We start from the raw sequence: 23465 nt of genomic DNA, 5'->3' as shown, positions 1-23465 counted from the left end.
GTTTCCCTACTCTTAAGATTGACTATGGATATGAGTCAGTGCTTGGTGCATCCAAACCATCCCCAGCAAAATAAAGGCTAGGTAGTAGGGAAAGAGAGCAAGCGTCGTACTATTGCCTAAAAAGCCAAAGAGAGGCGGCATGAGAGTTGTTCCAACGTAGGCACTGGCCATCTGCACGCCGATAATGGCCTGCGATTGATCCTTGCCAAAATGATCCGGCGTAGAATGGATGATACATGGATAGATAGGTGCGCAGCCCAGACCAATCAGCAGCATCCCGCCCAGAGTGATGAGAGCAGACGAGACAGGTAAAAAGAGGACGATAATCCCCATGGCAATCAGGACCTGTCCCATGCGAATCAGCTGAGTATCATTGAAGCGAATGGCCAGAAAACCATTGATTGCCCGTCCAATGGTAATCCCCAGATAAAAGAGACTGGCAAAGCCTGCCGCCTGAGCCGCATCCAAGCCTTTTTCAGCTACTAAGTAAGAGGCACTCCACAGTCCCATGGTTGATTCTAGACCACAGTAGCAGAGAAAACAAATCATGACTTCTTTTGCTCCTGCGATGCGGAATATCTCCTTTAAGCTTAATGGACGCTTCCTCCCCTCTTCATCTGCCGTCTGCTTCTCCTTTTCCCAAAGAGGCAGACTGATAAAGAGAACAGCTGTCAGCACTATCTGAATCAAGGCAACAGAAAGATAGCCGCTGGTCCAAGCTCTACCATTTTCCAAAGCAAAGGCCATGATATAAGGACCGGCTGATGCACCGACGCCCCACATACAGTGCAGCCAGCTCATGTGCTTGCTGCTGTAATGCAGCGCCACGTAGTTGTTAAGAGCCGCATCAACACTTCCTGCGCCCAGACCGTAAGGAATGGCAAAGAAGCACAAGAGCCAGAAGGAATGGCTGATTGAAAAACCAAACAAGGCAAGGGCTGTCAAGGCTACACTAATGGCTGTCACCTTTCCGGTCCCCAGCCACTTGCTGAGGCGGTCACTCTGAAGGCTGGACACAATGGTCCCGACGGAAATAATCATGGAGATAATCCCCATATAAGAAACAGGCACAGCAAGCTCTCCCTGCATGGCCGGCCAGGCAGCGCCCAGCAAACCATCCGGCAGACCCAGACTGATAAAGGACAGGTAAATAATAGCAAGCAATAAGTGAAACATGTCTCCTCCTCGCAGACCCTACTATTTCATTAAGTAATTAGTTGATTTCTCTCTGATCGTTTAGTTATATGCAAAGGCTGGGACGAAAATCAAAGCCTCCTCCTACCGACTGTTGTCTGAGGGTGCAGCCATCATAGGAGCCTGTCCCAGTCTGCTCTTTGATGTCCAAAAAGCAGATTTTCCAATCATGATGAAGAGCAGCCATCAGGACCGCCGCAGCGCGCGCAGTCTGAGTCCAACCTGCAGAAACTTGCAGGACAGACCCGCTCCAAGACAGCTAAAATAATTATAGCACAAAGCAGCTGAAAAAACCGCCCTTTTTTCAGCCATTGCTGCCAGTCAGCCAGCCAGAGGATCGCTCGCAAAGGGAAAGCGTTTTTTAAAGATACTCTATCAGCCTCTTATAGGGTGTCTTCCAAAAAGACAAGTTCCTCTGTGGATGAGAGCGCAGCCATCATGGGCGTCTGTCCCATTTTTAGCCAGCTGATTTTAAACCAGAAAAGCAGCGGCTGCTGAGCAATCGATTGCACTCCCGATAACCGGGAGTTTTCTCTTTTTACAGAAGAGAAAAAGGTCTGGGAGACCTTTTCAGTCTGAGCTTAGAAACAAGAGAGTGAAGGGAACTAAAATTTTTAAAAATTTAGTTCTTATACAGTATCTTCCAAAAGATTCATCCCTCTGTGGGTGAGGACACAGCCATCATGGGAGTCTGTCCCACCGTCTTATTTGCCCCCTTCACAAGTGGCCGGAGGATAAATTTAAAAAATTACTAAAAAACACTTGACAAAAATTGCAAACGGTTGCATAATATTCTTATAAATAAAAATTCCGGGAGGAAAAATGGAATGAAAACATGGAAAAAAATCGTATTGGGCAGTGTCAGCCTGCTGGCAGCGACAGCTTTATTGGCAGCCTGCAGCTCCAACAGCAAGGAAACAAGCTCATCCGGATCTGACAGCAAGACCCTGAAGCTCTGGGTTCCAACCGGCGCTAAGGACTCTTATGCCGATACTGTCAGCCAATTTGAAAAAGATTCCGGCTACAAGGTTGAAGTCGTGGAAATGGAAGATCCAAATGCTCAGGAAAACCTGACCAAGGATGCCAGCACGGCAGCTGATGTCTTCTCCCTGCCGCATGACCAGCTGGGCAAATTGGTCGAAGCCGGCGCGATTCAGGAAATTCCTTCCAGCATGGCCGACGAAATCAAGAAAAACGATACCGAGCAGGCAGCTCTCGGTGCACAGTACAAGGGCAAGACCTACGCTTTCCCATTCGGTATCGAATCACAAGTAACCTACTACAACAAATCCAAACTGACCGCTGATGATGTCAAATCCTATGAAACCATCACCTCTAAGGGCAAATTCGGCGGCAACCTGAAAGAAGTCAATGCCTATGCGATTGCTCCGCTCTTCCTGTCAGTCGGCGACACCCTCTTCGGAGCTGACGGCGAGCAAGTAGACGGAACCAACTGGGGCAATGAAGCCGGTGTTAACGTCCTGAAATTCATCGCAGCACAGAAAGACAACAGCGGCTTTGTCAATGTCGATGCTTCAAACCTGCTGGCTAAATTCGGGGACGGCTCAGTAGATGCTTTCCAATCAGGTCCTTGGGACTATGCAGCTGCTGAAAAAGCTGTCGGAAAAGACAACCTCGGCATCTCCGTTTACCCAACTGTCAATATCGGCGGTCAAGATGTACAGCAAAAAGCCTTCCTCGGCGTGAAACTCTATGCTGTGAACCAAACACCTTCAAATGGCGATACTGACCGTATCTCTGCCAGCTACAAACTGGCGCAGGCTCTGACCAGCAAGGAAAGCCAAGCAAACCAATTCAAGTACGAAGGCCGCCACATTATCCCTGCTAACAAAGAAGTCCAAGAATCTGACGATGTCAAAAAAGATGCATTGGCTCAAGCTGTCATCACCATGGGATCATCTGATACCTACACAACGGTCATGCCTAAACTCAGCCAAATGTCTGTCTTCTGGACTGAAAGTGCTGCCATCCTCAGCGATGTTTACAACGGTAAAATTGGCGAAGATCAATACCTGGCAAAATTACAGCAGTTTGACAAAGATTTAGCCGCAGCTAAATAGTACTCAGCGAAGTGAGGGGCCAGCCTCCTCACTTCTTTCTTTGTAACTATAAGGAGAACACTATGAATCCGTCATCCTATGACAATGCATCCATGCTGCAGGTCTTTAAAGAAGGGACCTGGGATGTGAAACTTTCATTTCTGGTAATGGGCTTGGCTAATCTGGCCAATAAACAGTTCATCAAGGGCCTGCTTTTCCTCCTGTCAGAAATAGCCTTCTTTATTGCTTTTATCATCCAGATTGTCCCTGCAATCGGCGGCATGATTACACTGGGCACTCAGGAGCAGGGTGAGGCGGTGAAAAATGTCAATGGCATGGAAATCACCGTTCAGGTGGCTGGTGACAATTCCATGCTGCTGCTGATCTTTGGTCTGGCTTCCTTGATTTTCTGTGCAGTTTTTGCCTATATCTACTGGTGCAATCTCAAGAGCGCCCGCCATCTCATGGCCCTCAAGCAGGAAGGTCGCAAGATTCCCGGCTTCATCGAGGATTTCAAAACCTTGGCCGACGGCCGCTTCCATATCGGCCTCATGTCAGTCCCTCTCACCGGCGTACTGCTTTTTACCATTCTGCCGCTGATTTACATGATCTGCTTGGCTTTTACGAACTTCGATCACAGCCATCCGGCACCCAAATCTCTCTTTGACTGGGTGGGCTTTGCCAACTTTGGCAATGTCTTTTCAGGCCGTATGGCTGGGACCTTCTTTCCGCTTCTGGCTTGGACCTTGATCTGGGCGGTAGCCGCCACTGCAACGAATTTCTTCTTCGGTGTTGTTCTGGCTCTGCTACTCAATACCAAGGGTCTGAGATTTAAGAAAGTCTGGCGGACCCTCTTTGTCATCACCATTGCCGTACCGCAGTTCGTATCGCTGCTGCTCATGCGCAACTTCCTCAACGACAGCGGACCTTTGAATGGCCTGCTGCAGAGCCTGCATCTCATTCAGCACCCTATCCCCTTCCTCAGCGACCCGCTTTGGGCTAAATTTTCCATTATTCTTGTCAATATGTGGATTGGGATTCCCTTCACCATGCTGGTAGCTTCAGGGATTATCATGAACCTGCCCAGCGAGCAGATTGAGGCGGCTGAGATTGACGGGGCCAGCAAATTCCAAGTCTTTAAGAGCATCACATTCCCGCAGATTCTCCTCATTATGACTCCGGCACTCATCCAACAGTTTATCGGAAACATCAATAACTTCAACGTTATCTACTTCCTGACCGGCGGCGGACCGGCCAATTCAGCCTTCTACCAAGCTGGCTCGACTGACCTTTTGGTGACCTGGCTCTATAAACTGACTGTTACCGCTAAGGACTATAACTTGGCATCTGTTATCGGTATCCTGATTTTTGCTATTTCGGCAACCTTCAGTCTCTTGGCCTACACCAGATCCACATCATTCAAGGAAGGAACGGCTAAATAATGAAAAACAAAAAAAGACTTCGTCTATTAGGGATTTACATCTTGCTGGCTGTTTTGGCCTTTATCTGGCTGCTGCCTATCCTCTGGATTTTCCTGACCAGCTTCCGTGGGGAAGGTGCTAATGCAGTCCCTTACTTCTTCCCTAAGACCTATACGTTTGACAATTATGTGAGGCTGTTTAATAACAGCGCTTATCCTTTTGCTCGGTGGTTTATCAATACCCTGATTGTGGCGACGGCTACCTGCATCCTGTCTACTTTGATTACAGTTGGCATGGCCTACTCACTCAGCCGGATTAAGTTCAAGCACAAAAACGGCTTCCTGAAATTGGCACTGGTCCTCAATATGTTTCCGGGCTTCATGTCCATGATTGCTGTCTACTATATCCTCAAGGCCCTCAATCTGACTCAGACCCTGACATCCCTGATTTTGGTTTATTCTGCCGGAGCAGCGCTGGGCTTCTATATCGCCAAAGGCTTCTTTGATACTATCCCCTACTCTCTGGACGAGTCAGCCATGATTGACGGGGCTACCCGCTTCCAAATCTTCCGGACCATCACCCTGCCGCTGTCCAAGCCCATCATCGTTTATACAGCACTGATGGCCTTCATGGGACCTTGGATTGACTTTATCTTTGCCTCTGTCATCCTAGGCGATGTTAAGGATAAATACACCGTTGCTTTGGGGCTCTTCCAGATGCTCAATAAGGATGCCATCAACCAGTGGTTCCTGCCTTTCACAGCCGGGGCCATCATCATCGCTATCCCGATCACCCTCCTCTTTATCTTTATGCAGAAATACTATGTAGAAGGCGTGACCGGCGGGGCGGTCAAATAGTATAGTCATTTCTGCTCTTCGAACATCAGAAGCCTTGTACTCGATAGACTTGTTCAGAAGCAACGATTCTTCTCTCTTTTGCTTTCCTTCAATAGTGAAAGACAGTGGACAAATAGTCTCTTAACAGTCATAAGACATTGTCAGCTGCTGCTGTGGTCAGAGGTCCTCCAAGAGTGTGGGAGGCTGTTGTAGATTGCAGCTAAGGCAAGTAAAGCTTGCATCAGCTGCACGCCGATACAGCTGACAGTTCTTAGCAGAAGCTCCTTCACCGCTTCAAAATCTTCCACTGGAGCTTTTGAGCGAGGCAAAGAAAAAGACCTCAGCTTTTCGCTTAGCAATAAGGCGACGCTGACCTAGTTTGAAGAGATTTTCGAAGAGTATGATCAGCCACCAGCGCAGCATAGCTGGTGGTTTTTGTTTTTCTCTGCGAGAAAAACAGCCGGAAACCATCATAAAAAAACCGCTCATTACTGAACGGTTTTGTCTGCTAATCATTCTAATTTAGATTCCCATTTTTTCTCAAGTGCTGGCGGATGTTCGATCCGACAGTCTGGAGAGTGGGAACTAAACTGTTTGCTTACAGTTCTTCATCTCTGCGGCGGCCTTTTTGGGCACCAGCCAAAGTGGCAATTCCCAGAGCCATTCCGAGAAAGGCCAAGCGTTCTGCTTCTGAACCGGTTTGCGGCAGAATGGTCGTCGTTCCATTTCCCTGTCCTTCTGCTTCAACTGGGGCAGGATCAGCCTGCTGCGGAGCAGCCGCATCAGCAGCCGGAGCTGTTCTGCTATTATTGGTTTGGCTGACTTCACGCGCCTGAGCATGAACTTCAGCAGTTTGGCTGTCTGCGCCCGGACCTGCTGCGCCTCTTCTGCCGGCTGTCAGCACTTGAACCCCTTCGCCAGAGCGATAGGAAGCCTGACTGCTGTCGAGAGCATTTGCATAGAGGCCGTTTTCTTGGATAATTGCATCCATCAGACGCTCATAGCTGTCCTGAAGATTGGTATAAACTTCCTGCAGTCCGGCCAAGACTGCGGCTTCCTGCTCATATGCAGCTTGTTTTGCGGCCAATTCTGCCTGCGCTATGGCCAGTTCGCGCTGCGCTTCCGCTAAGAGCTGCGGAGCATCCAGCAGATTTTGCACTTTCTGCTGGGCCGCTGCATAATCAGCCTGAGCTGCCTGCAGATTTTCTTGAGCTGCTGCCACATTCATCTGAGCTGCCTGCTGCGCAACCCTGAGTTCCGCCAGCTTGTCTTTTGCTTCATTTAAGGCAGCTTGAGCCTTAGTCAGCTTGTCCTGATGAGGCTGCAGGCTGGCTGCAATTTTAGAGGTTGCTGTATTTAAAGCCTTCTGCTTATCAGCGACATTTTGCTGGTTCAGTGCCAGACTGTTTTCTGCTGCAGCAACTTTCTGACGGGCTGTTTCTACTGCAGCTGAACGAGCTGCCCCGGTGCGTTGCTCATCTGCCAATTGTGCAGTCAGAATATTCAAGGTAGATTCTTGACCGACCTGCTGAGCCTTCAGCTCTGCCAGCTGATTTTTCAGGGCCGTTACCCTTGCACTGGAGCCAACTGAACGGCCGCCGCCAGCACGGAGCAGCTGTTCCATAGCTGCCACTGTCAGCAGAGTCCCGTTATTGACCCGTTGGCTGAAATTGCGGACATTATGGAAGCCTACTTCAGAAGTCCCGTAAACAGTGCTGAATTGGTTGGCATGAGTATCATAGGCTGCCGAAATAGCATTGGCTTTATTGTCCATCATTTGGACATAGTGTCCAATCTGTGCAAAGACATTGGCGCCGACCTTCATGTAAATAGCATTGGCATCCAGCTGTCTTTCATCTGTAGGCAGGCCGTACTGGCCGGCGATCCGCTGATACAGCGCCTTTTCGCTGTGCCAGAAATCAACTGCCCCTTGCGGACTGAAGCTGATTGCTACATTTTCATTGCCAATCAGCTTGCCCATGTGCCAGTTATTTCTCTCAAAGTAAATCGTTTGAATCTGGCTGGCTACATTGGCATAAGGATCCACCAGCAATTCCTGCAGTCCGGCATTGCGGCGGTAGGTATTGATGGCCTTGACCAATTCCAGTGCCTTCAGATTATTTTCCAGGCTGGCAGGGCTGCTTGAATCCGTACCGACAGTGATGCCAAATTCATTTTGGCCGCGCTGATAAACTGCCAAAGCATTATTGGCTGCATCGCGGATTTCCTGGTTGGCCGCATGATTGCGCACATTTTCTAAGAATTGAGAATAGTTCGTGTTGCGCAGGTCAACTGGTGCAGTCGCTGCTTCCTGCTCTGCTGCCGGAATCTGTGCTTCCACAGAGCTGATTGTCTGCTTGGTTTGATCCAAAGCAGCCTGTGTCTGATTGATTTTAGTTTGAATGTCAGCCTGAGCCTGCGGAGAAGCTGCTGCTTCCTGCTCAGCCTTAGCCAGTTCTTCTTTGGCCTTATCCACAGCTGCTTGAGCCTGGCTTTGCTGATTTTGAGCGGTTTCCAGCGCTTTTTCCTCTGCCTGAACAGGTGTTTTGGCTTGTTTTAACTCAGACTGTGCGACATCCACCAACGCTTCTTTGGCAACCACTGCATTTTCTTGGTCTTTGACTGCCTGCTCTGCCTCTTGGAGTTCTGTTTCAGCTTCTGTTACCGCTGCTTCCTTAGACGCAGTCTCTTCTTGGGCAGCCTGAGCATCCGCTTCCGCCTGAGCAATATTTTCTTCTGTGGCTTCCGCTTGATTTTCGGCAGCTGCTTCAACCGCTGCCTCTGCCTCCTTGACATCGCTTTCCGCAGCATCCCTCTCGGCTTTTGCTTTATCAGCCGCTTCCTGCTGCTGGTCAACATTGGCTTTTGCTTCATCGGCTTTAGCCTGAGCATCTTCTAAGTCCGTCACGGTGACAGGCTTTTCTGTAACCTTTGATGTTTTCGGGTCCGTTGCAGCTGACTTAACCACTTCATCGGCCTTTACCTGATGAGTCAGGCCGCCAGAAATAATGGTCGATGCAGCAATACTGGTTGCCACGACCGATTTACCAATCTTCTTTTCCATAATATCTCCTTCTTGTCATATCACATGCTCTATTTATTTGGGCAGACTTACCCACATAGTAATATACTAGCACAAAAAAGCTTGTTTCACCAGTATTTAAAATTATCATTTTGATAGAAATCTTGTTACAAAACTGTGACAAGAACAGACAAAAAACAGAAGCGGGTTTTCGGCTGCTTCTGTCTTCATATCACTCATGATTCCAACTCTTGGTCAGTTTCCTTCTGCTCCGCTTCCTCCCGAATCTCCTCCAGCATGGCTGCTTCTTCGTCAGTCAGTTCATAATGCTCCAGCAGGTCCGGCCGTCGCTGGTAGGTCTTCTTCAGGCTTTCATAGAGCCGCCACTTGCGGATATTTTCATGGTGGCCGCTCATGAGAATATCCGGCACCAGCATGCCCCGGTATTCGTAGGGGCGGGTGTACTGGGGATATTCCAAAAGGCCGGATGAAAAACTGTCATCGGTATGGCTGGCTTCCTTGCCAATGACCTCCGGAATCAGACGCACCGTCGCATCAATCATAGTCATGGCCGCCAACTCGCCACCCGTCAGGACATAGTCGCCCAAGGAAATCTCATCTGTCACCAAGGTCTTGATCCGCTCATCATAACCCTCATAATGGCCGCAGATGAAAATCAGCTCCTCCTCCCAGGCCAGCTCCTCCGCATAGGATTGGTCAAAGGTCCGGCCAGCCGGATCCAGCAGAATCACGCGCGGCTGCTTCTTGTCAATGGCATCATAGGCATCAAAAATCGGCTGGGCCCGCAGCAGCATGCCCTGACCGCCTCCGTAGGGCTCGTCGTCCACATGGCGGGACTTCTCAGCATTTTCCCGGAAATTATGGTAGTTGATTTCCAAAAGGCCTTTTTCTCTGGCCTTGCCGACAATCGAATGCTCCAGCGGAGCAAACATTTCCGGAAAGAGGGTCAAAATATCAATTTTCATCGTCCAGTCCTTCCGGAATTTCTACATCAACCCGGCCTCGCTCGATGTCAATCTCCAGCACCACCGGAGGAATATAAGGCAGAAGCAGATCCCGCTTGCCCTTGCGCTTGACCACCCAGACATCATTGGCTCCCGGCTGCAGGATTTCCTTGATGGTTCCCAGCAGGACACCGTGCTCATAAACATCTAGGCCGATAATCTCATGGTAATAAAACTCCCCCTCATCCAGGTCGGACAGGTCTTCTTCCCGGACCTTGAGGGTGCAATCCCGGTATTTTTCAATGTCATTGATGTGGTACATGCCCTTGAACTTGATGATGTCAAAGTTCTTGGCCTTGCGGTGGCTGGCAATCTCCACATCCATGACAAACTTATCCTTCTTGTCAAAAAGAGCCAGAATGCTGCCCTTCTTGAAACGATCCTCCGCAAAATCCGTCACCGACAGAACCCGCATTTCTCCCTGCAAGCCCTGCGTATTGACGATTTTCCCAACATTAAAAAAATTCATACTTGCTCCAAATCATCTTTCTGCCTAGTATTTTATCATGATAGGGCGGAATGTACAAGATTTACAAGAAAATAAAGAATCAAACTTTTCTTGATCGACATATATATATAAGTTGTATAATTATACATATGGGATGTATTTTATCTGATGATACAATCCGTACCCTGCAACAAAATGAAAAAAGGTGACGCCAATGGGAAAGAAACTAAATAAACTCTTGCTTTCTACTGCTGTCCTTTCCGCTGCCACAATAGCTGGTTTTACAGTTCTGGCACAGTCTAAAAAAACCTCAGCTCGGGAAAATCAGGCAAGTGAAACAAGAACTCACAATCCAGCAGAAGAAAAAATTACTCAGGTAGAAAACCGGACTGTCAAAGCCTTTCTGCAATATTATTCACGAAATCAGCTGACTTCTGCTTCTTCTCTGCCCATGCTGGATGATTTAGCAGCGGACACTCGCATCATTGTCATTGATCCAGATGATGCGGATAAGAGCCTGCCGCCTGCTATTGGAACTTCAGTAGACGGCTCCGAAGGTCCTGTCGGCGGGACAGTCAATGCTGACGGTCAGTACGTTGAGTTTGACACCCGCAACCACAGCCAATCTGCCACCGTGCAGGAGATTCGCGATGCTGTTGCTGAGATTCTTGGCTGAGTCATCTTTGCTTTAATACGCTTACTCAATGGACGAGCCCTGCTCACTGCCATTTCTTGAGGACCGTCAGTTTTCCTTTATTGTCCAAAGAAAAACGGCTTTCAGAAACAGCTGTCCACTCTTTGAGCAGCACTTCCTCGGCTAAAGAAAATCTTTCCTCAATCTTAGCCTTGGTCAAGCCATAGTTTTCATAGCGGTCTGCAGGAACGATGACCTCTTGGCTCTTGTAATCCGACAACTTGACTTCCTGGGTCAGGGTCTTTTCCCTGACACTATAGCTGGCAGTCAGGGACAGCTGGACATCATCAGCTAATTTTTCCTCATAATCCAAGGTCAGGAGCTGCTCTTTATTATTGGCAATGATATTCAGATTGCTGTTTTCAGGCAAATCTTTTGATTGAACTACCACCATGACCGACCCTGCCTGAAAATCCGAACTTTCCTTTTCTGTGGCAAGGTCAGCTCCTTTTATCTTCAGAAGCTTCATTTGATTCTTAGCGCCTGAGCTTAGATAGGAGATTTCATCGCTGTAAATATCGTCAAAAATATTACTAGACTGGCTGCGCTGCTGGTAGAACAGCAGCAGCCCAACCGCTAAAAGCACAGCTAACACCAAACTTAACAATAGGACTTTTTTCATACAAATCATCCACTTTCTGCGTAATTTCCCAGTTGGTTATCTCGTTCTTCTAAGATTATGAAATTATATTTCTGCTTTCATAAGAAAATCTTGCAGCCAAAAAGCCCGCTTAGGGCTCATTTTTGTATTATGACATTTGACTGTAAATATCTTTCAACACTGATTTTACAGCATCAATTCCAATTTTTGTATATTTATTTCTAAATTTTTCTTCAATCTCTTCATTATAGAGATAATTACCATCCTTATAGTAAACACAAGACGTTAATTCCATTTCCTTGTTAAATTGCAACTGAACAACGTCCTCTCCTTTTAAGTGAATAGACAATTCGAAACCATTTTTTGAGGGAACACTTATTGTTACAGATGGATTTCCTTTACTTTGCAAACTATCTATTCGATTATTTAATTTTAATCCAACCGTATCAACATCATAACCTGCATTTTTAATTTCTTCAGCATATTGAGTAGTATTCATTAGACTATTCAACTGTTCATAAATAGATTGATTCCTATAGGCTCTTTGAAAAGTCTCCTTTCTATAGGAGCTATACAAAAAAAATAGAGATAAACACGCTAACAGTAAAAGTATTCCACATAATATAGCAACTAGTTGCTTTCTATTTTTTAACTCATTTAACATTTTTATCTTTTCCTCGTTCCAAGTAATCAAGAAAGTCTTTCTTATGTTGTTCTTGTTCTTGATTAGTATATTGTTTAGAAATATGATGGCTTCCTAGAGTTTTTGTGTCCAGAATTTCTTCAACTACTTCTTCCCCGTCTTTTTGGCCTATTCCAAAAACCAACCCTGGATAATCATAATTATCATAGAATTCTTTCACTCGATTTATGGAGTTACTTTTCACTCCAGTGTTATAATCTGATGAAATATTAAAAACAGAGCTTCTATCCACACCCTCTGCTGTTGCTCTACGATAATAATTGATAGCATCTAAATCTGAATTAAAGTCAGAATCACTATAACGGCCAGAGTCAACATCGCCCTTAAATGAGATTTCTTCGTGTTCCAAACCACCATTAGCTAAATGAGAAGCCTTATGAATCCCATTATCTATGGAAATAAAATCCCAACTTTTTTCAGTAAAAGCAGCTAACTGTACAGCTTCGTGCGCTAAATCCTTTGATTGAGATTCATCAGCATGCTGCTTTTTGATTGACACTTCCAGAATAGCTATATCTTTATCAGATAGACCATATTCTTTACACAGTTCATCTCTTTCAGCTTTATCTTCCGTCCCACAAATAGCCTTCCAACGAGTCGAAACATAATTATCAGGAACAAATGATGCAAGTAAACGATTGTACTCATATATAACTTTTTGATTATCCCAACCTTCTTTATTAGCTTTTTTTAATATGCCCTGCTGTAGATTATATAAAGCATTAGCTGATTCATTATCTAATCCATAAGTAGTTTTTAAATCATTGATAATTTTATCTTTATCAGTTTGAGGAGTCATGGGTGTATAATTCATCAATTGAGTTGCCCAAGTCAAATTCGCTGGTAGAACATAAACACCCTTATTAGCATCCCAACCTGTACTCAGTTGACTCAGACCGGTATCGACCAGACTTTTCAGAATCTCGATTTCCGAGAACATCAGGGGAGAAACAGCATTGAAATTTCTTAGCTTATCCAGCTTTTCTTGGAGCACCCGCCGCGCTTCGCTAGCTATATCAATGATTTTCTGATGCTGCACTGCTAAAACGGGATTCCCCAGCACAGCACTGGAGACCTTAGCTGCTTTAGCAGCCGCTATCACCATATCCAGCCTCTGTATATCAGCCTCCAGCTGGGATTCCTTCAAACTTTCATTTGCGACCTGCTCAATATAGGATGCCGGAAAACGTTTGACCGCCTGACCGACTGCTTCAGACAGCATTTTCCCTCCGCGCACCAAAGGGCGAAGGACTTGCTCAGAATAAGCCCGGGCAGAATCATAGGCTCTCCCTTTTAGGACATCTGTACTGGCTTCAAAATCAGCCAAAGCTCCCTCTAAATCTTCATAGGCATGGAGTTCCTCACGGGTCATTGTATCGGTACTGGCTGCCTGAGATTGTGAATTTCCCAGATACATGTCTATACTCATCTTGATTTCCTCTTGTCTTCTATGCTTTGAGCAATCCGGATTCGCTCATGGTATGCTTGGTCCTGTCCCTCGGAAGCCTCTTTCTTTTTGCGCTTCAAACTTTCGCACTCCGCTTCAAAGCTTTCCTGAAGATTCTGCCAGTTCTGCAAACAGTCTTCTCGCAGCTGATCAAAGCCATTTTGAGGGCTGTAACGACCGCAGAGATCCTCCAAAATCACATTCACCTGATGCGCATCAGACTCTGCCGATTCGTAATACTCAGTCACCTTCTTCAGCTCACCAGCCAGCTCATATTCCTTTTCCAGCAGGTCAGACTCCTTGCGACGCAGGTCTTCTATCTGTTCTTCCGGAGTTTTCTTTTCTTCCTTCATTTTCTGCTGTCTTTGGCAGCGCTGACTAATCCTGTACATGACCTTATCTTGATTGGCCAGCATCTGCTTGAGCTCTTTCTGTTCCCGCAGATTTTGCAGCTGTTCCTGCCGGGCGCGCAGACGCTCAGCCGGAGTCATATCCGAATCAAACACTAATTTGATGGGCTTTTCCTTATTTTCCATCAGCATCTGTCCTCCTTTTGCTTGCAGTATGAAAGAGTCAGTCCCTCAGTCTATTGAATCCGCTGCTTGCTGATCGACAGCTTCAAACTCCTCAGCAACACTGTGGATATTTGTCACCATGTCGGATAGAGCCGTCGAAATCCCCTGTCTGGCTGCTTGGACAGCTCCCATGGCTTCATGCGCATTGGCATTGCCAGAGACGGTCGTTTGTTCATCCTGCTGAGCTTGGCCAATACCAGAGAGATTAGAACTCCCTTGCTTGATTTTCACTGCATAGCTTTGAGCATCCGATTTATTGCTTTGAATCTTCGTCATCCGCTCCTCCTTATCTATGTCATAAATTATAGCATTTTTTTATAGCGTTTTTATTAACAAATTGTTGCAAGAAGGTTACACGGAACACTGTTTTTGACTAAGGGGCAAAAGGTTCTCATCAGTCAGCAGACGCTCCACCACCGCCGCATAGAAATACAACAATCTATTCTGCAGGCTGATACAGCACAAATAACTGTCCGGCTTTTGTTTTGATTCATCATTCTTTCATCATTTCTTTCGATCCATTCCCTTCCCCATTCAGATCTTGCTCACCTGTTCTTAAATTTCATTCTATCAAGATAAGACTCAGCCAGCTTCAACTGCCTCTCTCTTTCTCTGCGAGCCGCTCCAACATCATCCGGACTCTGTAAGTTGCGCACTTTGACTGCATAATCTGCCGAGACAATAGCATGACCTCGCATGTGGGCTGTTGCAACCGCTTGAGCAAAGGCACGCGCAGCGGATTTGCTGATTTCTGTACGGGATTGCTGGGCCAGCTGATTGGCTAAAAATCCTGCCTGCCTCAGCTCATAGGCAGAAGCCTGACCGTCCAGTCTGGCCTGAAAAACTGTTTTAGCCTGCGAAATGATATCGGCCCTTGCATTTTTATCTCCGATATCAATCAGCTCCAGAAAATCTTCCGCATTGGACAAAGCCCACCGGGCCAGCTCCTTTTGCGGCAAGAAGCTCAGTTCCTGCTCCAGCTCCAGACGTTTCTGAGCATCATCCAGTATCTTGATTTTACAGACAGTGGGGAGCTGCATGTGCTGGTTCAGATAGAGTTTTCGTTCATGGACATTCCAAGCATAATCTTCTATTCTCATACTTTCTCCTATCACTGAGCATTATTGGGATAAATAGAAAACAGCAGGACACAAGGGTCCCACTGTCTCTGTTTTATTTCTCATCAATGACGATGCGAACTTTTTTGTATTCGGTTGGGACAGAGTAAACAATCGTCCTTATGGCGGAGATAGTACGCCCCTTGCGGCCGATTACACGTCCAACATCACTCGGATCCAGATCCAGGTGATATTCTAAAAATTCAGGTGTATCCTCAATCTTGATAGTTAAGGCATCTGGCTGTGAAATCAAAGGTTTCACTATCGCAATAATCAGATTTTCAATCGTGTCCATATGTCAACCTACACTTCTATTATTTAGAGTATTTTGAATCGTGGAATTTCTTCAGTACGCCGGCCTTTGAAAGGATGTTGCGCACAGTATCAGATGGCTGCGCACCTTTTGAGAGCCAGTCAAGAACGCGGTCTTCTTTCAATGTTACTTGGTTTTCTTCTACAAGTGGGTTGTAAGTTCCAACTGTTTCGATGAAACGTCCGTCACGCGGTGAACGTGAGTCTGCAACGTTGATACGGTAGAAAGGTTTTTTCTTAGAACCCATACGAGTCAAACGGATTTTTACTGCCATTTTTAAAAAGTCTCTTTTCTTTATTTTCTTTCGGTGAAATAGCTGATACTCAATGAAAATCAAAGAGCAAACTAGGAAGCTGGCCGCAGACAGTACTGGCGTACGGCAGGGCAACGCTGACGAAGTTTGAATTTGATTTTCGAAGAGTATGAGCTATCAAGCACATGATCTATTATAGCAGATTAAAATCAGCTGTCAAGTTTTTTTCTTGACAGAGTTAAAAATTTTTTAGATTAGTCTTTTTGGTTTTTTAAAATCACCTGTCCAGAAACATTTTCATATTTTTTAAAATACAATTTGACTGAAGCGTCTTTAGGAAAAGTACCTAAATCAATATACTTATTAATGGTCTCTGGTGCATAATACTCTGTGTCTCCACTACGACTATTATAGGACCTGCTTTTTACCTCGTCTTCTGATATATTTTTCTCATCCAGTACTTGGTCTGAATGAAATTCGAAAGACCATTTTAAAAGATCAACTTTATCCATTTTTTGGACAATCTCTTTTAGCTTATCATGATTTTCTGGATTCTTCCTGAATTCGACTAAAAACTTACTATATAGCATGAGATATTTATTTAGGCTGTCTGAATCATCAACCTTTTTAGAGGACGAAACCCTTATAGTCTGAAATAGAGCTCTGTCAAATCCTGATTTTTGCTGGTATTCAGCTGTCATGTCATCTTCCATTTCGCCCTCAATCTCATCAATTAAGCTGGTTATTTCTTGGTCTACCAAACAATCCAGTAACTGATCTGCTGTTCGCTCTCCGTAAAATATCTCATAAAATTCAATTTTACTGCCCTTTCGATCTGGGTGGTATTTTAGAATAGGATACTTTTGGATATCTTCCTCGGTGAAATACAAATCAATTGCCGCACCACCACCCTCGTAATGATAACTGCCATCAGAACTAACCTTGACAGGCTGAAAAGGGAGTTTTTTAAAAAGGGCCTTCGTCGTTCGTATGCTTTCGTCGACTTCTTCTTTCTTAGCATAACAAGCTGTCAGTAGCAACAAACTGGCAAGAAGAGAAAACAAAGCAAGGATTTTTTTCATTTGCAATCTCCTTATGGAACCAATAGTCTGATAATATCGTCATAAGAATAGGCGGTATAGGTCGGCTGAGCGCTGCTGGTGTTGGTCAGCTGCCGGGGATTGTACCAGAGAGAGTCCAGTCCGGCATTGTTGGCGCCAGCGATGTCAGCAGTCAGTGAGTCCCCAATCATCAAGCTCTGAGCCAGGTCAAAATCCGGTATCTGCTCTGCTATTTTTTCATAAAAGACAGCCTCCGGCTTCTGGGTTCCCAGCTGTTCGGAGATAAAGATATGGTTAAAGTAGGGAGAAATGTCGGAATGGGCCATGCGGCCGGTCTGAATGGCCGTGATGCCATTGGTCGCGCCGTAAATCTCGAAATCAGCTGCTGTCAGGCTGTCCAAGAGCTCACTGGCACCAGCGTAGGTCTGGCCCTGCTGGGCAAGGTGTTGCTGGTAGAGAAGGGCTAACTCGGCTCCATCCTTGTCAATACCAAAATGAGCAAAAAGACGGGAAAAGCGGGTATTGACCAGCTCAGACTTGGTGATTTTCCCTTGCTCCAGGTTCCGCCAAAGCCCCTTATTCATGGGAATATAATAGTCCTTGTAGGCCTGAATCTCCGCAATGCCCTGCTCCTGCAAAAACTGAGTCAGCGCGATGTCTTCTGCCGTATCAAAATCCAGCAGCGTGTGGTCAAGGTCGAAAAGTAGGAATTTGTAGGGCAAGGTAAAAATCCTTTCTGTTACTGTAGTAGGTTTATTATAACATAAGCTGCAAAAAATCAGCCGCTCAAAAATAAACGGCTGGTTCCTAATCTATTTCACCACAGGTATCCAAAGTTCCATTTGATAGTCTGGTGCCCCTGGTTTCGATCCTGCTACATTACCAAACAGCATCTTCGTTTTTCTCACTTCTTCTAGTCTTCCTTGTAGTGAAGGCACAAATCTCTAAATTTATTATCTAGCGCTGCAATATCATACAAGACTTCTGACAATTTTTGGTAATCTTCATTGATACAAAATAGATGAGCTTGGCCAAACAATTTTGCTAAATTTTCTTTTAGTTCAGATCTGACAATATCGTGGTCTTTTAAGAAGTTGCTCATGTATAGATTTCTGATAGAAGCTAATTTGAAACTAAAATATTGATGAAGATGCTTTTGTTCTTCATTCAAGCCATTGTCCGCTACCGACTTAGCATATCTTATTATCACATTCTCCTCGCCACGTTCATATTGTTGCTTCATCAGTATAGATGCTTTCTGGTAAATCTCTCTGGAAGTAGGAGATTTGATTTTTTTAAAGTTTCCCCACATAGAGAAAGAACCTCTTTTATAGTCGATATTTTTAGCTTCCCAGGCTTTTAAAAATTCTGAGAAACTCATTTTCATACAGGCAAATCCTGCTGGATCATGGAAATAAATAAACTCATCATCTAAATCATAAACTGAAACAAAATGGTCCACCCCATACAAATGGATATGATTGGAATTATAAGTGAGATAACCCATGTCCAAAGGGCCAAGAACAACTGGCCCGCTGAGCAAGAACTTACTTAACATTTCTCTGATAGAGAGAAGATCCACTGTATTAGAATCTTTTATATAGTATTCATCATAGGTAAAACCCAGAATGTTTAAAGAATGGCTGATAGAACTATCAGGCATCCCATTATCAAAGAAGACTAAGGGGTGTTTTTCATCTTGCTTTACAATACTAGCGCCATTTCCCATCACCATAATGGCTTCCAAAAACTCGGGGCGAACATCATAACCATACGAATGCAGCGCCATCGCAAGTGAATATGTATAACAAAAAGAAACGTCCCCAAAATACATTTGCATAGCATCATCCTCCTCTGTAATCAACGCCTAAAAAATGACTTGCAATCACCATTCTATTTCACCACTGGAATCCAAAGTTCCATTTGGTAGTCTGGTGACGACATGTCTCCCTCGGTGTAAACTTCAAAGTCTGGTGCTCCTGAGTGGCGATAGCCAGTTTCTGGGAAAAAGACTTCCAAGACGTATTTCCAAGCATGGTGAATGCTGGCTGGTATAGCCCCCTTAACTGGTACGATAGCATATTCAGCTTCTGCGATTTCTTTGATGGACAGACCTAGTTCTTCTGCTTTAGCTTTATCTGCGACATCATAAGCGGCCATATAGTTGATGATTTCGCCTTCTTTGACATCTGAGCAGACACCGTAGGGCTGACCGCTGCCCAGACTTTCTAAACTTTCAAAGCTATGGGCCGCAAAGAGCTGTTCCCAAGCTGAGGGGCAGAGGCTGTTGTCAATAGCTTCCAATAGGACGCCTGCTACGGTAAAAGCAGATTTCTTTTGAATCTTGATATCCATGTTTTTTCCTCCTGTAATCTTTAAGGATAATTGAAGTCTAGGAAAGACGCGATAAGGTTTTCCATTTCGAACTTCTGAGGGAGTCGCACCATGGAATTTCTTGAAGGCTGCGCTGAAGGCGTCAGCAGACTCATAGCCGTATTTCAGTGCTATATCAATGACTTTCTCAGAGCTTTCCCGCAAGTCCGTCACAGCTTCAGACAGCCTGCGATTGCGCAAGTATTCTGCTAAAGTCATGTCTGCTAGGATGGAGAAGAGCCTGCTAAAGAGAGCATAAGAATAGCCCGAAAGCTGCTGGAATTTCTGCAAATCCACTTCTGCGTCCAACTTGCTTTCCAAATATTCCATGGTTCGATTGAATTGATGCATCATATTCTTTTTTACCTCCTGATTAAAGTCTAACAGATATACGATACTTCAGCCCCAGAATTTTTGTACAAGATTTAGAGGGGGATTTTACAACCTATCCCGTAGCTTCTCGACAAAGAGATAAGCTGCTGGGCAGGTCAGGGTATTTTTGATGGTCAGGTGGTTGATCTGGTAGATTTTCTTACGGTCGGTATGGGGAAAGGCTCGGCAGGCCTTGGGACGGACATCGTAGATGGAGCAGAGATTGTCCCCGCCCAGGAAAGGACAGGGCATGGCCTTGAAGACTTTGTCACCGTCTTCGTCCACCTGCAAAAATTCCTCCTCAAAAGCCGGCAGCTTCATCTTGAAATACTTGGCAATGCGGACAATGTCAGCTTCCTTAAAATCTGGTCCCAGAGTCTTGCAGCAGTTGGCACAGGCCGTACAGTCAATCTCCTCAAAAACCTCATCGTGGATTTGCCGGGCAATTTTATCTAGGTTTTTGGGTGGTTTTTTCTTCAGGCTGGCTAAAAATTTTCGATGGTCTTTCTGCTTTTGCAGGGCCAGCTGATGGTATTTTTCAAGGTCAATCTCAGACATTTTTTCTACTTTCTTTGCGGGAATACTTCATTATACCACAAACGGTATGAGAAACCTATAAAGAAAGAGGCAGGAATCAGTTTCCCGCCTCTGTAAAATGGGAGTATCCAATTGATGGACTGAAAATCAAAGCCTCACTTCATGGACTAAATACTGCTGCCTCCGTCCTTGCTCAGACTCCAAGTATCTTCCACATAGGCCACCAGCTCAGAAAGGGTATCTTCGTCTCCCTCAACAGTAATCATATAGATTTTCTCCCCTTTTTTGAAAATCCAAGTCGCCGCCTGCTGGCCTGATTTAAAGTTGACATTGACCTGATAGGAGTCAATACCGGCTACTGTCGTCTTGGCTCCCCAGTAGTCATCCACATCCTTACGGCCGTCCCAGTTGCTGGCTACACGGTTGGCAAGGGTTTCGGGTGTGAAATCTTCGCCTGCACTGATATTGGCTTTTTCTCTGGTATAGGCATTCAGAGTGACGATATTGTAATTTGAACCATCTGAATACTGGATGCTATCGCCAGCATTTGCATCAGTGAACTTAATCCAGTTGTCCGGAATATCAATGTAACCGTAATCATCCGAACCAATACGCTGTGTAGCGATAGAGCTTGAAACATCACTGTCATCATCAAAGCCTGAACTGCTGTCATCGTCTCCAATAGAGATACTGCTTGAAGATTCACCTGACGAAGGAGGCGGGAGGACAGTTCGGATTAAACTGCAGGAAGTCAGCAAGAGTCCCGCCAGCAAGGTCATGGCGAAAAGAAAACCTTTCTTTATCATGGAAAAACTCCTTTCTGCAAAGTCATTTGATAAGGATAAGCATATTATACCATATTTATTTACTTCCCAAAAATTTTTACTGCCCCGTCTGAAAAGAAAAGGCGGTGGGACAGACTCCCATGATGGCTGTGTCCTCACCCACAGAGGGATGGATCTTTTGGAAGATACCGTATAAGACTCCCATGATGGCTCCCCCCTCACCCACAAAAGGGAGTATCTTTGATAAGATACCGTATAAGACTCCCATGATGGCTGCCCCCTCACCCACAAAAGGGAGTATCTTTGATAAGATACCGTATAAAATTTTTAAAAATTTAGTTCCATTTACTCTTTTGTTTCTAAGTTCAGGCTAAAAACGTCGCCCATACTTTAGCAATGTTGCTGGGTGTTTTAATGTTTTTGAGGCTAGGCTTTTTTAGCAGCTTTATTCCACTGGTACCATCCGACCAAGCTGTTAATCAGATAAATCAGATATTTCCCCTGAATCTGAAGACTTTCGCCCCACCAGAGGTAGATGGAAAAGATATTCGTCGCTGCCCAGAAAATCCACTGCTCACGGTAAACAGCCGTCATCAGGATTTGCCCTACTCCATTTGTCGCATCCGTAATCGAATCACGATAAGGACGATTGGCCCCCACAGACTGATAAATCAAGCCAAAAGCCAGCCACCAAAGCACACTGATCGACAGATACTTTGTCCATCCCTTGGCATCCAGCTTACGAGCAACAAACTCTTGCTTTTCTTTTTTAAACTGACCTTGATAAATCCACACCAAGAGTCCAATTGGCTGCATGATGGTAAAGTAAAGAGTCGTCAGCACCTCACCATAGAAGCCTTTCTGCAAGGCCAAAATCAGGTAAATCACAGAGTTAATCAGGCCAAAGAGATAATTGCTGGCCCGCCCTTCTGAAACGAAAATCACGCAGATAATCCCTGTCAGGCTGCAAATCATGCCCGTCCAGTCTACGATACGGTGCTCATATATCAGCTCCAGCCAGAGCGGAAAGCTCCCTAGAATCAAGAGATAGAGCCACTGGCCTAGGCTACGGTGGGCAAAAAGATCATCCCAAATCAGCTTCCAAGTACCAGAAAAGCCGAGCTTTCTCATACTAGTCACCATCCGTTGATAGCCACCAGACATTTCAGAAAGCGTCAGCTTGATGTTCGCGATTTTCTTTTGGATATAGGTATTCATTTTTTCTCCTTTTGTTTTTTAAGAGCCGTGTCAAATTTGACTTACGGATGCAACGCTCTATTACTTTTCGAACACGCACAAGATTCGTCTTATGAGTATTCACGTTTTATCATATGCTAATTTCTGAAAATGTCAAGGAAAAGCTAAAAAATCCTCCCTAACGTTCGGATTTTAAGAAAAGACCTACAAGTTTTGAACCGCACCCCAAAAGTTAGACAGAAAAAATCTAACTTTTGGGGTGCGGTTCACACTCAGGGTCTTCTATTTTTCTTACTAGAAATAGAGGAGTCCCCCATTCGATAATAGAGTTTTTATAATGATATTTTTTTAAAATAACTAAATCAAAGTCTGCAGTTAGAAAGTACTTAACCCCTAAATAATCAAGACTACAAATCTTGTCTCCTTTTTGTAAATTCTCATTCTCAAAACAAAATAAATCATTCATGATTCCAACGATATCAGAAGTTATTAAAAATGTACCTACTAATTTTAGCTCATATAAATTCGAGCATACATTATTCTCAATAGTACATGTGTCAAGAATTGATTCATATTCTCCCTAAAAAAACCTTTTGGCTGCAATTAAACTCCTTTTTTTTTAAAACAAGTAGCCCGCACCCGAAATACTCACTAATAATCCATATTCAGAGTCACTCATTAACAGAACTATTTTAGAGAATGCGGCTTCAACAGAATCAAGACCAGCCGCAAGAATAAATAAAGAAGAAACTAAAAAGTAAGTAATAATAATTAGTTTATTTTGACTAACAAATTTTTTTAAGAATCTCAATCCCTGAAATACTTCAGAGAAATATGATGTTGAAACTTGCGTAGCATCGATAAGATTATCAAAGTGCGGTAACATTAAGATAAATACACCACAAAAAAGTAATAGAACAGAATTAGTAGCAATAGCAAATAGTGGACTTCCAAGCGATACCAAAATACCTGCAAGTGCGGGACCGATTAAAAATCCACCCGATGAGACTATGCTATTCCATGCGTTAAACCTCTTCAATTTCTTTTTTGGAACTAATAACACAATATATCCCAACGAAATTGGTTCATAAAGGGAACGACAGACTTGAAGAAAAAATACGAGAAAAGAAATGAACGTTATATTTTGCTTTATTAATAACAATCCAACCAAAATTGAACTTACAACATTGAGACTAAATAGCCAGTTTTTCTTATTAAATCTATCAATATATGTACCAAAAATGATATTTGTAATGATATCAGCAATGGGGCGTATGACATATAATAAACAAGGGAGTCAAAGCTGATTATGTTTTCTTTGATTCTTGGTTTTCTAGTCCCAAAATGTTTACCTCTATTCGTCAACTCAATCTCCATGTCATTGCCATGGTCAAGAAAACTTCAAAAGTCTACTACAATTACCAAGGAGA

The 23465-nt window shown here is 44.6% G+C and carries 27 protein-coding genes and 1 pseudogene; 5 read left to right on the top strand and 23 right to left on the bottom strand.

The window, feature by feature from the left end; all coding sequences use genetic code 11:
- Positions 1-12: 12 nt before the first annotated feature.
- On the bottom strand, positions 13-1176 hold the full coding sequence (locus tag DHL47_RS10150) for an MFS transporter (RefSeq protein ID WP_209551786.1): 1164 nt from the start codon (positions 1174-1176) through the stop codon (positions 13-15).
- Positions 1177-2021: 845 nt separating this feature from the next.
- On the opposite strand from DHL47_RS10150, the gene DHL47_RS10145 reads away from it, so the two are divergent.
- The 3 genes from DHL47_RS10145 to DHL47_RS10135 all read left to right on the top strand — a co-directional run bounded on the left by DHL47_RS10145 (position 2022) and on the right by DHL47_RS10135 (position 5532).
- Complete coding sequence (locus DHL47_RS10145) at positions 2022-3275, top strand: extracellular solute-binding protein (RefSeq protein WP_209551785.1); 1254 nt, start codon at positions 2022-2024, stop codon at positions 3273-3275.
- Positions 3276-3337: 62 nt separating this feature from the next.
- The gene (locus tag DHL47_RS10140; RefSeq protein ID WP_209551784.1) at positions 3338-4696 is read left to right on the top strand and encodes a carbohydrate ABC transporter permease; all 1359 of its coding nucleotides are present in this window, start codon (positions 3338-3340) and stop codon (positions 4694-4696) included.
- Positions 4696-5532 (top strand): sugar ABC transporter permease, encoded by an 837-nt coding sequence (locus DHL47_RS10135; protein WP_209551783.1) that lies wholly within the window; start codon positions 4696-4698, stop codon positions 5530-5532. Before DHL47_RS10140 ends, DHL47_RS10135 begins: the two co-directional genes overlap by 1 nt.
- A gap of 273 nt (positions 5533-5805) precedes the next feature.
- Here DHL47_RS10135 and DHL47_RS10130 read toward each other — a convergent pair whose 3' ends face one another.
- The 4 genes from DHL47_RS10130 to rimM all read right to left on the bottom strand — a co-directional run bounded on the left by DHL47_RS10130 (position 5806) and on the right by rimM (position 10027).
- Entirely contained in the window at positions 5806-6027 is a 222-nt protein-coding gene (locus DHL47_RS10130) for a hypothetical protein (protein ID WP_128837429.1), read from the bottom strand.
- A gap of 82 nt (positions 6028-6109) precedes the next feature.
- Positions 6110-8575 carry a CAP domain-containing protein gene (locus DHL47_RS10125; protein WP_209551782.1) on the bottom strand — a complete coding sequence of 822 codons (2466 nt, stop codon included), beginning with the start codon at positions 8573-8575 and terminating at the stop codon, positions 6110-6112.
- A 194-nt stretch (positions 8576-8769) separates the two neighbouring features.
- Positions 8770-9519, bottom strand: coding sequence for a tRNA (guanosine(37)-N1)-methyltransferase TrmD (trmD, locus tag DHL47_RS10120; RefSeq protein ID WP_209551781.1), 750 nt, complete (start codon positions 9517-9519; stop codon positions 8770-8772).
- A complete protein-coding gene (gene rimM, locus DHL47_RS10115) occupies positions 9509-10027 on the bottom strand; it encodes a ribosome maturation factor RimM (protein WP_128837431.1) in 519 nt (172 codons plus the stop codon). The genes trmD and rimM overlap by 11 nt, the downstream gene beginning before the upstream one ends.
- 193 nt (positions 10028-10220) lie before the next feature.
- On the opposite strand from rimM, the gene DHL47_RS10110 reads away from it, so the two are divergent.
- The gene (locus tag DHL47_RS10110) at positions 10221-10682 is read left to right on the top strand and encodes a hypothetical protein (protein WP_209551780.1); all 462 of its coding nucleotides are present in this window, start codon (positions 10221-10223) and stop codon (positions 10680-10682) included.
- A gap of 43 nt (positions 10683-10725) precedes the next feature.
- On the opposite strand, the gene DHL47_RS10105 is transcribed toward DHL47_RS10110, so the two are convergent.
- From DHL47_RS10105 to DHL47_RS10020, 18 genes are all read right to left on the bottom strand, one after another.
- On the bottom strand, positions 10726-11322 hold the full coding sequence (locus DHL47_RS10105; protein WP_209551779.1) for a TipC family immunity protein: 597 nt from the start codon (positions 11320-11322) through the stop codon (positions 10726-10728).
- A 127-nt stretch (positions 11323-11449) separates the two neighbouring features.
- Positions 11450-11965 carry a hypothetical protein gene (locus DHL47_RS10100; protein ID WP_209551778.1) on the bottom strand — a complete coding sequence of 172 codons (516 nt, stop codon included), beginning with the start codon at positions 11963-11965 and terminating at the stop codon, positions 11450-11452.
- Complete coding sequence (locus DHL47_RS10095; RefSeq protein WP_209551777.1) at positions 11955-13433, bottom strand: hypothetical protein; 1479 nt, start codon at positions 13431-13433, stop codon at positions 11955-11957. Before DHL47_RS10095 ends, DHL47_RS10100 begins: the two co-directional genes overlap by 11 nt.
- A complete protein-coding gene (locus tag DHL47_RS10090) occupies positions 13430-13993 on the bottom strand; it encodes a hypothetical protein (protein ID WP_209551776.1) in 564 nt (187 codons plus the stop codon). The genes DHL47_RS10095 and DHL47_RS10090 overlap by 4 nt, the downstream gene beginning before the upstream one ends.
- A 39-nt stretch (positions 13994-14032) precedes the next feature.
- On the bottom strand, positions 14033-14302 hold the full coding sequence (locus DHL47_RS10085; protein WP_209551775.1) for a TIGR04197 family type VII secretion effector: 270 nt from the start codon (positions 14300-14302) through the stop codon (positions 14033-14035).
- A gap of 269 nt (positions 14303-14571) precedes the next feature.
- Positions 14572-15126 carry a putative immunity protein gene (locus DHL47_RS10080; protein WP_209551774.1) on the bottom strand — a complete coding sequence of 185 codons (555 nt, stop codon included), beginning with the start codon at positions 15124-15126 and terminating at the stop codon, positions 14572-14574.
- A 73-nt stretch (positions 15127-15199) separates the two neighbouring features.
- Complete coding sequence (gene kphA / locus DHL47_RS10075) at positions 15200-15439, bottom strand: RNA-binding protein KphA (RefSeq protein ID WP_005590445.1); 240 nt, start codon at positions 15437-15439, stop codon at positions 15200-15202.
- A gap of 19 nt (positions 15440-15458) precedes the next feature.
- Entirely contained in the window at positions 15459-15731 is a 273-nt protein-coding gene (rpsP, locus tag DHL47_RS10070) for a 30S ribosomal protein S16 (protein WP_128837440.1), read from the bottom strand.
- Positions 15732-15964: 233 nt separating this feature from the next.
- Positions 15965-16792 carry a hypothetical protein gene (locus DHL47_RS10065; RefSeq protein WP_209551773.1) on the bottom strand — a complete coding sequence of 276 codons (828 nt, stop codon included), beginning with the start codon at positions 16790-16792 and terminating at the stop codon, positions 15965-15967.
- Positions 16793-16803: 11 nt separating this feature from the next.
- Positions 16804-17493 carry a pyrimidine 5'-nucleotidase PynA gene (gene pynA, locus DHL47_RS10060; RefSeq protein WP_209551772.1) on the bottom strand — a complete coding sequence of 230 codons (690 nt, stop codon included), beginning with the start codon at positions 17491-17493 and terminating at the stop codon, positions 16804-16806.
- Positions 17494-17684: 191 nt separating this feature from the next.
- Positions 17685-18611, bottom strand: a complete 927-nt coding sequence (locus DHL47_RS10055) for a cysteine peptidase family C39 domain-containing protein (protein WP_209551771.1) — start codon at positions 18609-18611, stop codon at positions 17685-17687.
- Between the two features lie 53 nt (positions 18612-18664).
- A complete protein-coding gene (locus tag DHL47_RS10050) occupies positions 18665-19498 on the bottom strand; it encodes an AraC family transcriptional regulator (protein ID WP_209551770.1) in 834 nt (277 codons plus the stop codon).
- A gap of 84 nt (positions 19499-19582) precedes the next feature.
- A complete protein-coding gene (locus DHL47_RS10045) occupies positions 19583-20074 on the bottom strand; it encodes a YkgJ family cysteine cluster protein (protein WP_209551769.1) in 492 nt (163 codons plus the stop codon).
- Between the two features lie 146 nt (positions 20075-20220).
- A complete protein-coding gene (locus DHL47_RS10040) occupies positions 20221-20859 on the bottom strand; it encodes a hypothetical protein (RefSeq protein WP_209551768.1) in 639 nt (212 codons plus the stop codon).
- 76 nt (positions 20860-20935) lie between these two features.
- Complete coding sequence (locus DHL47_RS10035; RefSeq protein WP_209551767.1) at positions 20936-21106, bottom strand: hypothetical protein; 171 nt, start codon at positions 21104-21106, stop codon at positions 20936-20938.
- A 158-nt stretch (positions 21107-21264) separates the two neighbouring features.
- Positions 21265-22056 carry a nicotinamide riboside transporter PnuC gene (gene pnuC / locus DHL47_RS10030; RefSeq protein WP_209551766.1) on the bottom strand — a complete coding sequence of 264 codons (792 nt, stop codon included), beginning with the start codon at positions 22054-22056 and terminating at the stop codon, positions 21265-21267.
- 226 nt (positions 22057-22282) lie between these two features.
- Positions 22283-22501 carry a hypothetical protein gene (locus DHL47_RS10025; RefSeq protein ID WP_128837447.1) on the bottom strand — a complete coding sequence of 73 codons (219 nt, stop codon included), beginning with the start codon at positions 22499-22501 and terminating at the stop codon, positions 22283-22285.
- A 153-nt stretch (positions 22502-22654) separates the two neighbouring features.
- Complete coding sequence (locus DHL47_RS10020; protein WP_209551813.1) at positions 22655-23311, bottom strand: MFS transporter; 657 nt, start codon at positions 23309-23311, stop codon at positions 22655-22657.
- An 8-nt stretch (positions 23312-23319) separates the two neighbouring features.
- Here DHL47_RS10020 and DHL47_RS13540 point away from each other — a divergent pair.
- Positions 23320-23465, top strand: a pseudogene (locus DHL47_RS13540) (IS4 family transposase); the annotation flags it as partial.

The sequence above is a fragment of the Streptococcus panodentis genome (assembly GCF_017884005.1).
Classification (GTDB): Bacteria; Bacillota; Bacilli; order Lactobacillales; family Streptococcaceae; genus Streptococcus; species Streptococcus panodentis.
The sequence above is the reverse complement of the archived record's forward strand: the minus strand, read 5'-3'. Positions and strand labels throughout refer to the sequence as shown.

Coding starts and splice junctions, on each gene's coding strand:
- DHL47_RS10150 (WP_209551786.1), bottom strand. CDS start 1,176: ATGTTTCACTTATTGCTTGCTATTATTTACCTGTCCTTTATCAGTCTG.
- DHL47_RS10145 (WP_209551785.1), top strand. CDS start 2,022: ATGAAAACATGGAAAAAAATCGTATTGGGCAGTGTCAGCCTGCTGGCA.
- DHL47_RS10140 (WP_209551784.1), top strand. CDS start 3,338: ATGAATCCGTCATCCTATGACAATGCATCCATGCTGCAGGTCTTTAAA.
- DHL47_RS10135 (WP_209551783.1), top strand. CDS start 4,696: ATGAAAAACAAAAAAAGACTTCGTCTATTAGGGATTTACATCTTGCTG.
- DHL47_RS10130 (WP_128837429.1), bottom strand. CDS start 6,027: ATGATTAGCAGACAAAACCGTTCAGTAATGAGCGGTTTTTTTATGATG.
- DHL47_RS10125 (WP_209551782.1), bottom strand. CDS start 8,575: ATGGAAAAGAAGATTGGTAAATCGGTCGTGGCAACCAGTATTGCTGCA.
- trmD (WP_209551781.1), bottom strand. CDS start 9,519: ATGAAAATTGATATTTTGACCCTCTTTCCGGAAATGTTTGCTCCGCTG.
- rimM (WP_128837431.1), bottom strand. CDS start 10,027: ATGAATTTTTTTAATGTTGGGAAAATCGTCAATACGCAGGGCTTGCAG.
- DHL47_RS10110 (WP_209551780.1), top strand. CDS start 10,221: ATGGGAAAGAAACTAAATAAACTCTTGCTTTCTACTGCTGTCCTTTCC.
- DHL47_RS10105 (WP_209551779.1), bottom strand. CDS start 11,322: ATGAAAAAAGTCCTATTGTTAAGTTTGGTGTTAGCTGTGCTTTTAGCG.
- DHL47_RS10100 (WP_209551778.1), bottom strand. CDS start 11,965: ATGTTAAATGAGTTAAAAAATAGAAAGCAACTAGTTGCTATATTATGT.
- DHL47_RS10095 (WP_209551777.1), bottom strand. CDS start 13,433: ATGAGTATAGACATGTATCTGGGAAATTCACAATCTCAGGCAGCCAGT.
- DHL47_RS10090 (WP_209551776.1), bottom strand. CDS start 13,993: ATGCTGATGGAAAATAAGGAAAAGCCCATCAAATTAGTGTTTGATTCG.
- DHL47_RS10085 (WP_209551775.1), bottom strand. CDS start 14,302: ATGACGAAGATTCAAAGCAATAAATCGGATGCTCAAAGCTATGCAGTG.
- DHL47_RS10080 (WP_209551774.1), bottom strand. CDS start 15,126: ATGAGAATAGAAGATTATGCTTGGAATGTCCATGAACGAAAACTCTAT.
- kphA (WP_005590445.1), bottom strand. CDS start 15,439: ATGGACACGATTGAAAATCTGATTATTGCGATAGTGAAACCTTTGATT.
- rpsP (WP_128837440.1), bottom strand. CDS start 15,731: ATGGCAGTAAAAATCCGTTTGACTCGTATGGGTTCTAAGAAAAAACCT.
- DHL47_RS10065 (WP_209551773.1), bottom strand. CDS start 16,792: ATGAAAAAAATCCTTGCTTTGTTTTCTCTTCTTGCCAGTTTGTTGCTA.
- DHL47_RS10055 (WP_209551771.1), bottom strand. CDS start 18,611: ATGCAAATGTATTTTGGGGACGTTTCTTTTTGTTATACATATTCACTT.
- DHL47_RS10050 (WP_209551770.1), bottom strand. CDS start 19,498: ATGATGCATCAATTCAATCGAACCATGGAATATTTGGAAAGCAAGTTG.
- DHL47_RS10045 (WP_209551769.1), bottom strand. CDS start 20,074: ATGTCTGAGATTGACCTTGAAAAATACCATCAGCTGGCCCTGCAAAAG.
- DHL47_RS10040 (WP_209551768.1), bottom strand. CDS start 20,859: ATGATAAAGAAAGGTTTTCTTTTCGCCATGACCTTGCTGGCGGGACTC.
- DHL47_RS10035 (WP_209551767.1), bottom strand. CDS start 21,106: ATGGGAGTCTTATACGGTATCTTATCAAAGATACTCCCTTTTGTGGGT.
- pnuC (WP_209551766.1), bottom strand. CDS start 22,056: ATGAATACCTATATCCAAAAGAAAATCGCGAACATCAAGCTGACGCTT.
- DHL47_RS10025 (WP_128837447.1), bottom strand. CDS start 22,501: ATGAATGATTTATTTTGTTTTGAGAATGAGAATTTACAAAAAGGAGAC.